This is a genomic window from Streptomyces sp. NPDC007901 (genome assembly GCF_042959465.1).
Classification (GTDB): Bacteria; Actinomycetota; Actinomycetes; order Streptomycetales; family Streptomycetaceae; genus Streptomyces.
Genome location: NZ_JBIBKW010000018.1, coordinates 70,913 through 85,228 on the forward strand (window position 1 = coordinate 70,913; position 14,316 = coordinate 85,228).

At 72.3% G+C, this 14,316-nt stretch carries 13 protein-coding genes and 1 pseudogene; 6 read left to right on the forward strand and 8 right to left on the reverse strand.

What is annotated here, in order from left to right:
* Positions 1 to 20: 20 nt before the first annotated feature.
* Positions 21 to 1,427 carry an FAD-linked oxidase C-terminal domain-containing protein gene (locus ACFZDK_RS41040; protein WP_390980460.1) on the reverse strand — a complete coding sequence of 469 codons (1,407 nt, stop codon included), beginning with the start codon at positions 1,425 to 1,427 and terminating at the stop codon, positions 21 to 23.
* Positions 1,428 to 1,519: 92 nt separating this feature from the next.
* On the opposite strand from ACFZDK_RS41040, the gene ACFZDK_RS41045 reads away from it, so the two are divergent.
* Complete coding sequence (locus ACFZDK_RS41045) at positions 1,520 to 3,004, forward strand: tetratricopeptide repeat protein (RefSeq protein WP_390980462.1); 1,485 nt, start codon at positions 1,520 to 1,522, stop codon at positions 3,002 to 3,004.
* Positions 3,005 to 3,141: 137 nt separating this feature from the next.
* Here the strand turns inward: ACFZDK_RS41045 and hppD are convergent, their stop codons facing one another.
* Positions 3,142 to 4,290, reverse strand: a complete 1,149-nt coding sequence (gene hppD, locus ACFZDK_RS41050; protein ID WP_390980464.1) for a 4-hydroxyphenylpyruvate dioxygenase — start codon at positions 4,288 to 4,290, stop codon at positions 3,142 to 3,144.
* A gap of 121 nt (positions 4,291 to 4,411) precedes the next feature.
* Here hppD and ACFZDK_RS41055 point away from each other — a divergent pair, with 121 nt between their 5' ends.
* The 4 genes and pseudogenes from ACFZDK_RS41055 to ACFZDK_RS41070 all read left to right on the forward strand — a co-directional run bounded on the left by ACFZDK_RS41055 (position 4,412) and on the right by ACFZDK_RS41070 (position 6,124).
* Positions 4,412 to 4,891 carry an Lrp/AsnC family transcriptional regulator gene (locus ACFZDK_RS41055; RefSeq protein WP_355711284.1) on the forward strand — a complete coding sequence of 160 codons (480 nt, stop codon included), beginning with the start codon at positions 4,412 to 4,414 and terminating at the stop codon, positions 4,889 to 4,891.
* 20 nt (positions 4,892 to 4,911) lie between these two features.
* Positions 4,912 to 5,262, forward strand: a pseudogene (locus tag ACFZDK_RS41060) (glycine betaine ABC transporter substrate-binding protein); the annotation flags it as partial.
* 90 nt (positions 5,263 to 5,352) lie between these two features.
* Positions 5,353 to 5,937 carry a helix-turn-helix domain-containing protein gene (locus tag ACFZDK_RS41065; protein ID WP_390980467.1) on the forward strand — a complete coding sequence of 195 codons (585 nt, stop codon included), beginning with the start codon at positions 5,353 to 5,355 and terminating at the stop codon, positions 5,935 to 5,937.
* A gap of 10 nt (positions 5,938 to 5,947) precedes the next feature.
* Positions 5,948 to 6,124, forward strand: a complete 177-nt coding sequence (locus tag ACFZDK_RS41070) for a hypothetical protein (protein ID WP_390980469.1) — start codon at positions 5,948 to 5,950, stop codon at positions 6,122 to 6,124.
* A gap of 74 nt (positions 6,125 to 6,198) precedes the next feature.
* Here ACFZDK_RS41070 and ACFZDK_RS41075 read toward each other — a convergent pair whose 3' ends face one another.
* The 3 genes from ACFZDK_RS41075 to ACFZDK_RS41085 all read right to left on the reverse strand — a co-directional run bounded on the left by ACFZDK_RS41075 (position 6,199) and on the right by ACFZDK_RS41085 (position 8,963).
* On the reverse strand, positions 6,199 to 6,987 hold the full coding sequence (locus tag ACFZDK_RS41075) for a S16 family serine protease (protein ID WP_390980471.1): 789 nt from the start codon (positions 6,985 to 6,987) through the stop codon (positions 6,199 to 6,201).
* An 87-nt stretch (positions 6,988 to 7,074) separates the two neighbouring features.
* Positions 7,075 to 8,184: an o-succinylbenzoate synthase gene (gene menC / locus ACFZDK_RS41080; RefSeq protein WP_390980473.1), complete on the reverse strand. Its 1,110-nt coding sequence runs from the start codon at positions 8,182 to 8,184 to the stop codon at positions 7,075 to 7,077.
* Complete coding sequence (locus tag ACFZDK_RS41085; RefSeq protein WP_390980475.1) at positions 8,181 to 8,963, reverse strand: chorismate synthase; 783 nt, start codon at positions 8,961 to 8,963, stop codon at positions 8,181 to 8,183. Before ACFZDK_RS41085 ends, menC begins: the two co-directional genes overlap by 4 nt.
* 123 nt (positions 8,964 to 9,086) lie before the next feature.
* On the opposite strand from ACFZDK_RS41085, the gene ACFZDK_RS41090 reads away from it, so the two are divergent.
* Complete coding sequence (locus ACFZDK_RS41090) at positions 9,087 to 10,634, forward strand: helix-turn-helix domain-containing protein (RefSeq protein ID WP_390980477.1); 1,548 nt, start codon at positions 9,087 to 9,089, stop codon at positions 10,632 to 10,634.
* On the opposite strand, the gene dapE is transcribed toward ACFZDK_RS41090, so the two are convergent.
* From dapE to ACFZDK_RS41105, 3 genes are all read right to left on the reverse strand, one after another.
* A complete protein-coding gene (gene dapE, locus ACFZDK_RS41095; RefSeq protein ID WP_390980479.1) occupies positions 10,612 to 11,658 on the reverse strand; it encodes a succinyl-diaminopimelate desuccinylase in 1,047 nt (348 codons plus the stop codon). The two genes, ACFZDK_RS41090 and dapE, sit on opposite strands and share 23 nt — an antisense overlap.
* Positions 11,655 to 13,103, reverse strand: a complete 1,449-nt coding sequence (locus ACFZDK_RS41100; protein ID WP_390980481.1) for an amino acid permease — start codon at positions 13,101 to 13,103, stop codon at positions 11,655 to 11,657. The genes dapE and ACFZDK_RS41100 overlap by 4 nt, the downstream gene beginning before the upstream one ends.
* A 428-nt stretch (positions 13,104 to 13,531) precedes the next feature.
* Entirely contained in the window at positions 13,532 to 14,173 is a 642-nt protein-coding gene (locus tag ACFZDK_RS41105; protein ID WP_390980483.1) for a helix-turn-helix domain-containing protein, read from the reverse strand.
* Positions 14,174 to 14,316 lie beyond the last annotated feature (143 nt).

The window sequence follows — 14,316 nt, forward strand, 5'->3', positions numbered from 1 at the left end:
GGATGAAGTCGGAACGACGGTCAGAACAGCTTGCCGGGATTGAGGATGCCCAGCGGGTCGAAGACGCTCTTGACGGCCCGCTGCATCTCCACGCCCACCGGCCCGATCTCCCGGGCCAGCCACTCCTTCTTCAGGACGCCGACGCCGTGTTCGCCGGTGATGGTGCCGCCGAGTTCCAGCCCGAGGCCCATGATCTCGTCGAAGGACTCGCGGGCCCGGCGGCACTCGTCGGCGTCCTGGGCGTCGAAGCAGACGGTGGGGTGCGTGTTGCCGTCGCCCGCGTGGGCGACGACCCCGATGGTCAGCCGGTGCTTGTCCGCGATGCGTTCGACCCCTTCGATCAGGTCGCCGAGCCTCGACCGGGGCACGCACACGTCGTCGATCATCGTGGTGCCCTTGACGGCCTCCAGGGCGACGAGCGAGGACCGGCGGGCCTGGAGCAGGAGTTCGGACTCGGCGGCGTCGTCGGCCGGGACCACCTGGGTGGCGCCCGCGGCCTCGCAGAGCTCGCCGACGGCGGCGAGGTCGGCGGCCGGGTCCGCGGTGTCGAAGGCGGCGAGCAGCAGCGCCTCGGTGGACTCCGGCAGGCCCATGTGGGTGAGTTCGTTGACCGCCTTGACGGTCGTACGGTCCATCAGTTCGAGCAGGGACGGCACATGGCCGCCCTCCATGATCCGGCACACCGCGTCGCAGGCGGCGGCCGCGGAACCGAACTCGGCGGCCAGGACCAGCTGCCCGGGCGGCTTGGGCTTCAGCGCGAGGACCGCCCGTACGACGACCCCGAGCGAGCCCTCGGAGCCGACGAAGAGCCGGGTCAGGTCGTATCCGGCGACGCCCTTCGCCGTACGCCGGCCGGTGGACATCAGCCGTCCGTCGGCGAGGACGACGTCCAGGCCCAGCACGTACTCGGCGGTCACCCCGTACTTCACACAGCACAGCCCGCCCGAGGCGGTGCCGATGTTGCCGCCGATCGTGCACATCTCCCAGCTGGAGGGGTCCGGCGGGTAGGAGAGGCCGTGCTCCTCGACGGCGCGGGAGAGGGTGGCGTTGACGACGCCGGGTTCGACGACGGCGATCCGGTCGACCGACGAGATCTCCAGGATGCGGTCCATCCTGGTCAGCGAGAGCACGATGCAGCCGTCGGTGGCGTTGGCGCCGCCGGACAGGCCGGTGCGGGCGCCCTGCGGGACGACCGGGACGCGCAGCTCGGTGGCGACGCGCAGGACGTGCTGGACCTGCTCGACCGTGCGCGGCAGCACGACCACGGCCGGGGTGCCGGCCGGGCAGAAGCTCGCCATGTCGTTGGCGTAGGACGTGGTCACGTCCGGGTCCACGAGCACCGCGTCGGCCGGCAGGCCCGCGAGGAGCCGGTCGGTGAGGTTGCCGGTGGTCTCGTCCCGAGGCGCTTCGATACGGCTCATGATCACAGCGTCGCACCCGGGGCCATCGGTGTGAACCCCACAGGGTCCGTCCTTGGGCCGCATGGATGTGGTCGTCGTATTGACGCACAGTGTCCGGCATGTGCGCGCTCGACAACCGACCGTCCGGACCTGCCACCTCGCTGCTCACGGAGCCGGAGCCGCCACGCCGGCGGCGAAAGGTGCTGCGGCGGCTGCTGGTCGTCGCGCTGGCGGGCGGGGCGGCGGCCGGCGGGGTGCTGCTGCTGTGGCATCCCCACGAACCGCGCCGCTCTCCCCGGCCCCCGGCGGCCGGGCCCCAGGCGAACCGGCAGGCGTCGGCGCAGCTGCTGACGGCGGTCGTCAACGGGCTGCCCGCCGCGCTGCCCGACCTCACGACCCTGATCGGCGAGCGGGAGGCCCGGGTGCGGGAGCGGCCGAGGGACGCGCACGCCTGGGCGGTGCTGGGGGCCGCGTACCTGGAGCGGGCCCGCCGGACCGCCGACACCGCCGACTTCCCCAAGGCCGAGAACGCGCTGCAGACCTCGCTGGAGGTGTCCGCCAAGGGCAACTCCGAGGCGCTCGGTGCGCTCGCCGCGCTGGAGAACGCGCGCCGGGACTTCCCCGAGGCCAAGCGGTTCGGCGAGGAGGCGGTGAAGGCGGCGCCGAAGCGGTGGTCGACGTATCCGGCGCTGATCGACGCCTACAACGGGCTCGGCGACTACAAGGCGGCCCGGTCCGCGCTGGACAAGCTGATGGCGCTGAAGGTCGGGGCGGACGTGAAGCCGGCCGTGATGGCACGCGCCTCGGCCGTGTACCGGGACCGGGGCTGGCGCGAGGACGCGGCGGCGCAGGTGACGGACGCGGCGGCGGCCGCGCGGACGCCCGCCGAGCAGGCCGCGTATCTGTGCCAGGCCGGGCAGCTGGCCTGGGAGCGGGGCGACCGCGACGACGCGCTCCGGCACTTCAAGGCGGCCGTGGCCCTCGACCCCGACCAGTCGGCGGCGCGCGCCGGGCAGGGGCGGGCACTCGCCGCGCTGGGCCGGACGCAGGAGGCGGTGACCGCCTACCAGGGGGCTCTCGCCCATCGGCCGGCCCCCCAGGTCGCGCTGGAGCTGGGCGAGTTGTACGAGTCGCTGGGGTTGGGGCGGGAGGCCGACGCCCAGTACGGGCTGCTGCGGACGCAGGTGCGGCGGGAACTGGACGCCGGGATCGACGACGACCTGGTGATCGGGCAGTACGAGGCGGACCACGGGGACGTCCAGGAGGCGGTACAGCACCTGGAGGCCGAGTGGGACCGCCAACCCGGCATCGAGGTCGCGGACGCCCTCGGCTGGGCACTGCACCGCTCCGGCGAGGACCAGGAAGCCCTGCGCTACGCCTCCATCGCAACGGACTCCACCAAGGGCGGCGGCATCCGCAGCGCCCTCTACGCCTTCCACCGCGGCATGATCGAACGCGACCTGGACCTCGACGCCCCGGCCCGCCGCCACCTCCAGGACGCGCTACGCATCAACCCGTACTTCTCCCCCCTCCAGGTACCGGTAGCGAAGACAACCCTCACCGCCCTCGGCCAGGAACCCCCGGAGGAGCCCCTGCCGGGCTGACGAAGAAGCCGAACGCCGAACACCGGTGAGGGCAACACCCCAGGGGCGCGGGGCTGTGCCGATATGCGGCTCCGCCGTGCGGGCGCGACCAGCCCCCTCCAGCCCGCACGCGCCCACCGGCCGAACCCGCCCCCGGCTCACAGATTCCCGCGCCGCTCCTGCTCCCGCTCGATCGCCTCGAAGAGCGCCTTGAAGTTGCCCTTGCCGAAGCCCATCGACCCGTGGCGTTCGATGATCTCGAAGAAGACCGTCGGCCGGTCCTGGACCGGCTTGGTGAAGATCTGCAGCAGATAGCCGTCCTCGTCACGGTCGGCGAGGATCCTGAGTTCGCGCAGGGTGTCGATCGGCACCCGGGTGTCGCCGACCCACTCGCCGAGGGTGTCGTAGTACGAGTCCGGGGTGTCGAGGAACTGCACACCGGCCGCGCGCATGGTCCGTACCGTCTCGACGATGTCGTTCGTGTTGAGCGCGATGTGCTGGACGCCCGCGCCGCCGTAGAACTCCAGGTACTCGTCGATCTGGGACTTCTTCTTGGCGATGGCCGGCTCGTTGATCGGGAACTTGACCTTCAGCGTCCCGTCGGCGACCACCTTGGACATCAGCGCGCTGTACTCGGTGGCGATGTCGTCGCCCACGAACTCCTTCATGTTCGAGAAGCCCATGACCTGGTGGTAGAAACCGACCCACTCGTTCATCCGGCCGAGTTCGACGTTGCCGACGCAGTGGTCGACGGCCTGGAAGGTACGGCGGGCGGGCGGGGCGACGATCGGGGACGCGGCGACGAACCCCGGGAGGTAGGGGCCGTCGTAGCCGACCCGCTCGACGAGGGTGTGCCGGGTCTCGCCGTACGTGGCGATCGCGGCCAGCACCACCGTGCCGTGCTCGTCCTTCAGCTCGTACGGCTCGGCCAGCGACCGCGCCCCGTGCTCGACCGCGTAGGCGTACGCGGCGCGGGCGTCCGGGACCTCGATGGCGAGGTCGACGACCCCGTCGCCGTGCTCGGCGACATGGCGGGACAGGAAGCGGCCCCAGTCGGTGTCCGGCTTGATGACGGAGGTGAACACGAACCGGGCCGAGCCGTTCTCCAGGACGTAGCTCGCGGTCTCACGGCTGCCGTTCTCCGGTCCGGAGTACGCGACCAGCCGCATGCCGAAGGCGGTGGAGTAGTAGTGCGCCGCCTGCTTGGCGTTGCCCACGGCGAAGACGACCGCGTCCATTCCCTTGACCGGGAAGGGGTCGGCCTGCCGGACGGTCGTGTCGGGAGTGTGCTGTGTGGTCTGCGTCATGGTCGAAGGGTGAACCTGGGGGGCAAGGTGCGCAATAGTTCGCGTTTCGGCTGGGCAATATGTTCAGCAGCACGCCGGTGACGGCGGACTTTCTGTACAGGATGACCATCCGGAGGCGGGCATGGCGATCGATCATCTGGACGGGCGGATCCTGGTGCTGCTGGCCCGGGAACCGCGCATCGGCGTGCTGGAGATGTCCCGCAGGCTGGGGGTGGCGCGGGGAACCGTGCAGGCCCGTCTCGACCGGCTTCAGTCGAATGGAGTGATCCAGGGATTCGGCCCCCAGGTCGATCCGGCGGCCCTCGGCTACCCGGTCACCGCCTTCGCCACCCTCCAGATCCGGCAGGGCCAAGGCCCGGACGTCCGAGCGCACTTGACGACCGTGCCGGAGGTACTGGAACTGCTCACCACCACCGGCAGCGGGGACATGCTGTGCCGGCTGGTGGCCCGCTCCAACGCCGATCTCCAGCGGGTGATCGACCGGGTCGTCGGTTTTGATGGCATTGTCCGGGCCTCCACGGCGATCGTCATGGAGAACCCCGTTCCGCTGCGGATCATCCCGCTGGTGGAACAGGCCGCGGCAGACAGCGAAGGGACCTGAGCGAAGGGACCTGAGCGACTCGGGACGGCTCGATCGGCACGGGCGAACCTCTCAAGGGCGCCCATCTCACCGTCACGTCCGCGGAGTTCACGGAACAGCTGATCCTCGGCGCGATCACGGGCATCGCCTTCCAGGCGGCGGGCGCGCAGGTCCTGGACCGCACCGGCATCCAGGGCTCGATCGGCGCCCGCGAGGCGGTCAAGTCCGGGGACGCGGACGGGATGTACGGCGAGGTCTTCACGACCGACGGCCGCATCAGGTCCATGAACCTGGTCGTGATGGCCGACAACGCGGCGCCCGTGATCAACACCATGACCCAGGAGAAGTGGCCGGCGATCGCGACGGTCCTGGACCCGGTGACGGCGAAGCTCGAGAAGTAGTGGGGTTCCGGGGGGAGTTCCAAAGAAGTCGATGCAAAAGAGTGGTTGCAAAGGACCCTTTGCATAGCTATCTTTGTACGCATGACGGAGCACGAGGAACGAAAACAGCGCCGGCTGGACGCCCGCTCACTGCGGGGGCTCGCACACCCGCTGCGGATGCAGCTGCTGGACGCGCTTCGGCAGCACGGTCCCGCCACCGCCTCCCAACTGGCCGAACGGCTGGGCGAGTCCAGCGGCGCGACCAGCTACCACCTGCGCCAGCTGGCCGAACACGGCTTCGTCGAGGACGCCCCCGGGCGCGGCAAGGGCCGCGAGCGGTGGTGGCAGGTGGTGGACCAGAGCATCCGCTTCGACAGCGCGGACTTCGAGGACGCGAGTCCCGAGGTACGGGGACTGACGGAGGTGTTCCTGCAGGAGGGCGCCGCACGTCACGCCCGCGAGCTGTCCACCTGGCTCGGCACCCGGGACCAGTGGCCCCAGCCCTGGGCCCGCTCCACCGACATGAGCGACATGACCCTGCGGCTCACCCCCGACCTCGCCCTCGAACTGATCGGCAAGCTGCACGACCTGATCGACGGCTACCGGGACCGGGTCCCCGACCAGGACACCCCGGAATCCGAGCAAGTACGCATCCACACCCACCTGTTCCCCATCGAGACGGACTGAGAGGCACTCCATGCACACCCAGACCCACCTCGCCCAGCACCACATGACCGACCTGCACACCCAGGCAGAGGCCTACCGCCTGGCAAAGGAAGCCAAGCCGGAACGGGAACTCCGCACCCGACTCGGCTGGACCCTGGTGGAAGTAGGCCTCCGCCTGGCAACCCCGGCCCCGGCAATCGCCCCGTAAGGGGCGCGGGGCTGTATCCATCTGCGGCTCCGCCGCGCGGGCGCGCTCAGCCCCCACCCACCCGCACCCAAAACTCAACAGCTGGGAACCTTGGTCCCCTTCTCCAACGCCACCAGATCAGACACCGCCCCCTTGAGGGTGGTCACCGGCACCAACCGCAACCCCTTCGGCAGCTCCGCCTTCGCATCGGCGCACTCATCCCGCGGCACCAGAAAAACCGTCGCCCCGTCCCGCCGCGCCGCCTGCGTCTTGAGGGCGACCCCGCCCACCGCCCCCACCGCGCCGTCCGCACTGATCGTGCCCGTACCGGCGATGTTCTTCCCCGCGGTGAGGTCTCCCCCGCTGCCGTTCCCGTCGAGCTTGTCGATGATCCCGAGCGAGAACAGCAACCCCGCGCTCGGCCCGCCCACATCCGCCAGCTTCAAGGTCACCTTGACCTTGCCGGCGCTCAGATCGAGGTACTTCAGCGCGGCCTGGGCCGCCGCGTCCTGCGACTGCTCCATCTGCTCGGTGTTGTGCTGCTCGACCTCCTTGACGCTGTTGCCGCTCGGGTAGACCGAGTCGCGCGGCATCACCGCCCGGTCCGTCCGGAACCAGTTGCCGATGACATCGCTCAGCGACACCCGTGCGTCCGGCCCGGTCGCCTCGATCGTCGTCATCCGCAGCTGGCCGCTGGTCTTCCGGGTCGGCGCCCCGGCGATGGTGATCACCGGGGTGCCCTGGTTGTCGCCGAGCACGTTCGCCGTCATCCCGGGCTGGGCCACCGAGAACGGCAACGGCGCGAAGACGGCCGTACCGATCAGAGCCACGACGGGAATCGCACAGACGGCGATGGCCTGGAGACGCGTGAGACGTGAGAGCACGGAGTCAATCTAACGCGACGACCTGTTCAGGCCACCGCCCCGGCACCACCCCCGCACCACCCCCGCACCACCCCGGCCCCGCCCCGGTCAGCGCGAGAGCAGCTCGCGGCGTTCACGGGTGAACCGGCGCAGCGCGTCCGGCAGCGGCTCGATCCCGATCCCGGGACCGGTCGGCACCGGGAGATGGCCGTCGTCCAGGACGAACGGCTCGGTGATGTCCTCGGCGAAGTACCGGCTCGACGCCGAGGTGTCGCCCGGCAGCGTGAACCCCGGCAGCGCCGCCAGCGCCAGGTTGGGCGCCCGCCCGATCCCGGTCTCCAGCATGCCGCCGCACCACGCCGGCACCCCGTGCGCCCGGGCCACGTCGTGGACGCGGCGGGCCTCCAGGTAGCCGCCGACCCGCGCGGGCTTGACGTTCACCACCCGGCACGCGTCCATGGCGATCGCCGCCGCCGTGTCCCGCGCACTGTGCAGGGACTCGTCGAGACAGACCGGCGTCGCGATCCGCCGCTGCAGCCGGGCGTGGCCGTGCAGGTTGTCCTCCTCCAGCGGCTCCTCGATCAGCAGCAGCCCGAACTCGTCGAGCCGCCGCAGATGCTCCGCGTCGGCGAGGCCGTACGCCGTGTTCGCGTCGACCTGGAGCGGCAGCGCGTCCCCGAACCGCTCACGCACCGCCCGTACCGGCTCGACGTCCCAGCCGGGCTCGATCTTCAGCTTGATCCGGACGTACCCCTCGGCGAGATACCGCTCGACGTCGTCGAGCAGCTCGCCGACCGAGTCCTTGATGCCGACCGAGACACCCGCCGGCACCCGGTCCCGTACCGACCCCAGGAACACGGACAACGGCATGCCGTAGGTCCGCAGCTCCGCGTCCAGCACCGCCGTCTCCAGCGCGGCCTTCGCCAGCTCGTGCCCCTTGACCTTCGCCGTGGCCGGCCCGACCGCGGCCGAGGTGAGCTCCCGCAGCGCCGCCACGCGCGGCACCAGGAAGTCCCGCAGCACGATCTCCGCGCCGGCGACGAACTCCGAGCAGTACAGCGGCTCGGGGTCGGCGGCGAACTCCGACCAGCCCTCGGCGGTGTCCGTGACGACGTGGAGGAGGAAGGTGTCCTTGGTCGTCATGGTCCCGAAGGACGTACGGAAGGGCGTGACCAGCGGGATCGCGACATGCACGATCTCCACGCGTTCCAGCTTCATACTGTCGTCCCCTCTGCCGTGCGGGCGAGCGTGTACCAGCCGTCCCTGGACATCCCCACGGCCCGGAAGCCCTCGGCGAAGGCCGCCGTGAACACCTCGCGGACGGCGTGCCGCCAGCGCAGCGCGAGCGCCGGGTCGGCGGCCCGCAGCCCTACGACGTCCTCCGGCACCCGGCACCACACGGCCCGGTCGCCGAGGTCGCGGCGGGCGAGGACCTCGCCGTCGGGGCCGTGGTGGCTGGCCGGGGCATCGTGCCTGTCGTACGACGTGGAAGGCACCGCGGCGGCGTCCGCCGTCAGGTCCCAGGTCACGGTCAGCCGGTCGCTCTCGTCGCCGTCGTTCACGCCGTCGGTCATCGGGCCGTAGAAGTCGACGAGGTACTCGGTGCCGGTGGCGCCCAGCTTGACCAGGTTGAAGCGGGCGTTGCGGCCGACCAGCGGGTCGAAGGTCCAGCGCATGGTGCGGGCGCCGCGCTCCAGGGCCCAGGCGCGCTGGGCCCGCTTCACGGCGTACCCGAGGCCCTGGTCGGCGGCGGCGACGAGGGAGTAGGTGTCGCGGTCCGGGCCGAACACGGCGACGGCCGCCCCGGCCAGCCGCGTGCCGTCGTAGGCGGCGTGCACGGCGCCGCCCGCGTGGACCAGGCTGTGCAGGACCTCGGCCGGGTAGGGCGGGGCGGTGCGGGGCGTCTGCCAGACGTCGCTGAAGTAGTCGGTCACGGCCGCGAGCCCGGCGACGTCGTGGACGGTACGGATGCCGACTCCGGTCTCGGTCAGGGTCATGATCCGAGTCTCGGAGCCGACGCCCACCCCCGTGTTGTGCGGACGGACAAGGAATGCGTAGCGTCATGAGGAAATCGGCCAAGAACCTCTCTTCGGTTGGCCCACTCCTGGTTGGGGACTCCCATGGACGCCTGCACCCTCGGCGACCTGCTCGACATCGTCGGCGGTCCCTCCGTCCGGCTGCACACGGCCCCCGCCGGGCTGACCGTGCCGGTGACCGAGGCGGTGCTGTACGACGCCCACGCCCCGCTGCCCCGGCGGCCGGGGGCGCTGCTGCTGGCGGTCGGGGTGCGCGCGGCGGCGGCCGGGCCGCTGGTGCGGGCGGCGGCCGAGGCGGGGCTGACCGGGGTGGTGGTGCGGGGCGCGGACGGGCCGGTCGGGGAGGCGGAGACGCACGGGGTCGCGCTGCTGTCGGTCGACGAGGACGCGGCCTGGCACCACGTCCACCTGCTGCTGGCCTCGGCGATCGGCGCCCGCCCGGCGGCCCCCGGGAGCGGGCTCGGCGATCTGTTCGCGCTGGCCGACGCGATCGCGGCGGGGGTCGGCGGGGCCACCGCGATCGAGGACCCCCGGCAGCGGATCCTCGCCTACTCCACCGTCGCCGGGCAGCCCGTCGACGAGGACCGCCGGCAGGGCATCCTGGGCCTCCAGGTGCCGGCCAGCGCCGAGAACACCGAGCAGTACCGCACCCTGTTCGCGGCCGAACGCCCGGTCCGGCTCCCGGCGTTGACGGACACCGACCTGCCCCGGCTGGCGATGGCGGTGCGGGCCGGCGGCGAGACGCTCGGCTCGGTCTGGGTGGTCGACGGCGGCGCGCTCGCGCCGGACGCCGAGGAGACCCTCGTCCAGGGCGCCGCCACCGCCGCCCTGCTCCTGCTGCGCGCCCGGGCGGCACAGGAGCTGGCCCGCCACCAGAGCGGCGACCTGCTGCGCCGGCTGCTCGACGGCACGGCGGACGCCCCGGCAGCCGCGGTCCGGCTGGGGGTCGAGGGCGAGGTGCGGGTGGCCGCGTTCGCGCTCGACACCACCACCAGCGTGCCGGACGCCGAGCGCACCGCGCTGCGCCTGCTGGACGTCGTACGGCTGCAGTGCGAGGCGCGCTACGGACGGCACGCGTGTGTGCTGGTCGACGGGGTGGTGTACGCGCTGCTGCCGGGTCCGGGGGCACGGCACCGGCCGCTGGCCGAGGACATCGTGCGGCGGGCCGGGCAGGCGCTGCGGGTGCCGGTGCGGGCGGGGCTGGGCGAACTGGTCCCGGACGTGGGCGAGGTGGTCGGCTCGCGGGCGGACGCGGATCTGGTGCTGCGGGTGCTGGACGCGCACTCGCCGGTGGCCACGGTGGACGAGGTGCGCCCCCGGGTCACCCTGCTGCGGCTGGCCGAAGTGCTCGGCGATCGGCGGGAGTTGACCGCGGGGGCGTGGCAGCGGGTGCTGGCGTACGACGCCGGGCACGGCACCGAGTACGCCCGCACCCTGGTCTGCTGGTTCGACGCGGGCTGCGACATGGCGGGCGCGGCCGAGCTGCTGGCCGTCCACCCCAATACCTGCCGCTACCGGCTGCGCCAGGTCCGCCGGCACGTCGGGATCGACCTGGACGATCCCGACGAACGGCTGGTGCTGTGGCTGCAGTTGCGGGTGCTGGCCGGGCTCAGCGCAGCAGCCACGCCCTGAGGCCCTCCTCGCAGGCGCGCAGCTGCCCGACCGGCACGTACTCCCCCGCCGTGTGCGCCAGGGAGGGGTCCCCGGGACCGTAGTTGAGCGCGGGCACGTCCAGCGCCGCGAACCGGGCGACGTCGGTCCACCCCAACTTGGGCCGGGGCACGGCCCCGAGCGCCTCGACGAGCCCGGCGACCCGGTCGAGCCGGGGCAGCGCACCGGCGACCACCTCGGTGACCCGGACCTCGTACTCCGGGAACAGCTCTCGTACGTACGCCTCCGCGTCCGCCACCGAACGACAAGGAGCGAAGCGGTAGTTGACGGAGATGACGCATTCGTCCGGTACGACGTTCCCGGCGACCCCCGCCCGTACGGCGACCGCGCTCAGCCCCTCCCGGTACTCCAGCCCGTCGATCACGACCCGCTCGGCGGTGTGGTCGTCGAGCCGCTGGAGCACCCGGGCGGCCCGGTGGGCGGCGTTGACGCCCTGCCAGGCGCGGGCGGTGTGCGCGCGTCGGCCGGATACGACGATGTCGGCGCTCAGAAACCCCTGGCAGCCGGCCTCGACCCCGGCGTCGGAGGGCTCCATGAGGATGGCGAGGTCGGCGGCGAGGAGGTCCGGCCCGAGGAGACCGAGCCCGTTGCGCTCCCCCGCCACTTCCTCGCACTCGTAGAGGACGAAGGTGAGGTCGACGGCCGGTTCCGGGACGGTGGCGGCCAGCCGCAGCGCGACCGCGACCCCGCCCTTCATGTCACAGGCGCCGAGTCCGTGCACGCACCCGTCGGCGAGCCGGGAGGGCAGGTTCCCGGCGGCCGGGACGGTGTCCAGGTGCCCGGCGACCAGGACGCGCCGGTCCCGGCCGAGGGCGGTACGGGCGACCACGGTGTTGCCGACCCGGTCGACCTTGAGGTGCCCGAGGCCGCGCAGGGCGTGCTCCACTGCATCGGCGATCCTGGCCTCCGCCCCGCTCTCGGAGGGGAGGTCGACGAGGGCCCGGGTGAGGTCGACGACGTCGGCGGTGAGGTCGAGGGCGGTCATACCAGGTCCCGGGTGGCGAGCTTGGAGTGGCGGATGCCGTAGCAGCCGTAGAGGACGAGGCCGACGGCCATCCACACCCCGAAGGCGATCCAGGTGTCGGCGCCGAGGCTGAACAGCATGTAGCCGCAGAAGCCGACGCCGAGGACGGGTACGACCGGGGAGAAGGGGACACGGAAGGAGCGGGGTGTGTCCGGGCTGCGCCGCCGCAGGATCACCACGGCCAGGTTGACCAGCATGAACGCGAAGAGCGTGCCGATGCTGGTGGCGTCGGCGAGGCTGCCGAGCGGCACGAGGGCGGCGAGGACGGCGATGAAGGAGGAGACGATCACGGTGTTGGCGCGGGGCACCCCGGTGCGCGGGTGCACCTTCGCGAACAGCGGCGGCACGAGCCCGTCCCGGGACATCGCGAACAGGATCCGGATCTGCCCGTACTGCACGGTGAGCACCACGCTGGTGGTGGCGACCACGGCACCGATGGACAGCAGGATCGGCCACAGGTTCCCGCCGCCGACGGACCGCACCAGCACCTCGCTGAGCGTCGCCTCGGTCCCCGCGAACTCCTTCCACGGCATCGCGCCGAGCGCGGCGACCGCGACCAGCACGTACAGGGCCGTGACCAGGACGAGGGAGAGGATGATCGCCCGCGGCAGGTCGCGCTGCGGGTTGCGCGCCTCCTCGCCGGCGGTGCTGGCGGCGTCGAAGCCGATGTAGGAGAAGAACAGCGAGGCCGCCCCCGCGCTCATCCCGGCGGCGCCGAGCGGGAAGAGCGGCTGGAAGTTCCCGGCGTGGAACGCGGTGAAGGCGACCGCGCAGAAGAGGACGAGCGCCGCGATCTTCACCCCGACCATCACCACGTTGGCGACGGCGCTCTCCCTGGCCCCGCGCAACAGCACGACCATCGCGAGGACGACGATGAGCGCGGCCGGGATGTTGAGCGTGCCGCCGGCGCCGGGCGGGGCGCTGAGCGAGTCCGGCAGGGTGACGCCGAAGGTGAGGTGGAGCAGTTCGTTGACGTACTGCCCCCAGCCGACGGCGACGGCGGCCACGGAGACGCCGTACTCCAGGATCAGGCACCACCCGCACACCCACGCGACGAGCTCGCCGAGGGTGGCGTAGGCGTAGCTGTACGACGATCCCGAGCCGGGGATCATGCCGGCCAGCTCGGCGTACGACAGGGCCGAGAACAGGGCGGTGACGCCGGCCAGCACGAAGGAGACGACGATCGCGGGGCCGGCCTCGGGCACGGCCTGCCCGAGCACCACGAAGATGCCGGTGCCGAGGGTCGCGCCGACACTCAGCAGGGTGAGCTGGGTGACGCCCATCGTGCGCGTGAGCGGGCTGGCGCCGGCCTCGCCCACGAGGGTGTCGACGGACTGCCGTCGGGTGAGCCGACTCGCGGTACGGCCCTGTCCCCCTGGCCGGGGCCGTGTCCCCACCGTCTCCATGTTCCGGCTCCCTCCGCCGTGGGCTCTTGTCCGGCCCTGATGATGCGGAGGGAGGGGGGTCGGGGTGGTGGGGGGATCGGCCAGAGGGTGGGGGGTGGGGTTGGCGGATCGGCCAATGCGGGTGGGTGGGTGAAACAAAGGGGGGCGGAGGGCCGTGGGTGGGTGCGGGTGCATGGGGGGGCTGGTCGCGCCCACGCGGCGGAGCCGCACATCGATACAGCCCCGCGCCCCTTACGGGGCACGTCGTAGCTGCGGGCATGCGTGCCTCCCCCAGCGCCTCAAGGGCCTGGGAGGTGCCCCCATGGGGCGGCACGGGTGGGCGATGGGGGTCCCCCCGCTCGAGCGAAGCCGAGAGTGGGGGAGGCGCCCTGCCGGCGCCGGTGAGCGAAATCCCCGCCCCCAGCCCCCACCACCCCCGCACTCACTCCCTACCGCAACGCGTCCGCGACCTCCCGTGCCGCGTCCATGACCCGTGCCCCGACCCGCTCCGGCACGGCGTCGGCCAGCATCACGACCCCGACGCTCCCCTCCACTCCGGTCACCCCGAGGAGCGGGGCGGCCGCCCCGCTCGCCCCGGCCTCCAGTTCGCCGTGGGTCAGCGTGTACCCCGGGTCGACCTTCGGCGAGTGCCGGGCGGACAGGATGGCCTTCCCTGCGGCCCCGCGGTCCAGCGGATGCCGGAACCCGGCCCGGTACGCCACGTGGTAGTCCGTCCAGGTCGGCTCGACGACCGCGACGGCCAGCGCCTCGGTCCCGTCGACCAGTGTCAGATGCGCCGTCGCCCCGATGTCCTCGGCGAGCGAACGAAGCGCCGGCAGGGCTGCTTCCCGTACGAGCGGATGAACCTGCCGGCCGAGGCGCAGCACGCCCAGCCCGACCCGGGCTCGCCCGCCCAGGTCACGCCGTACCAGTGCATGCTGCTCAAGCGTGGCGAGCAACCGGTACACCACGGTCCGGTTCACGCCCAGTTTGTTGGAAAGCTCGGTGACGGTCAGCCCGTGGTCCGTGTCGGCCAGCAGTTTGAGGACCCGTAGTCCCCGGTCGAGCGTCTGAGAGGTCTCCGCGGTCACGACGCCCACTCCTTAAGTGGTGAGGTCGGCAACCTCCGACGCGGCGGATGCGTCGCCGAGTCCCGTCAGCGACGCGCTTCAGAGGCCGCCGATCGGCATGGCGGCCCGGCGGCTCCGGGCCCAGTCGCTTCACGGCTGCGCTC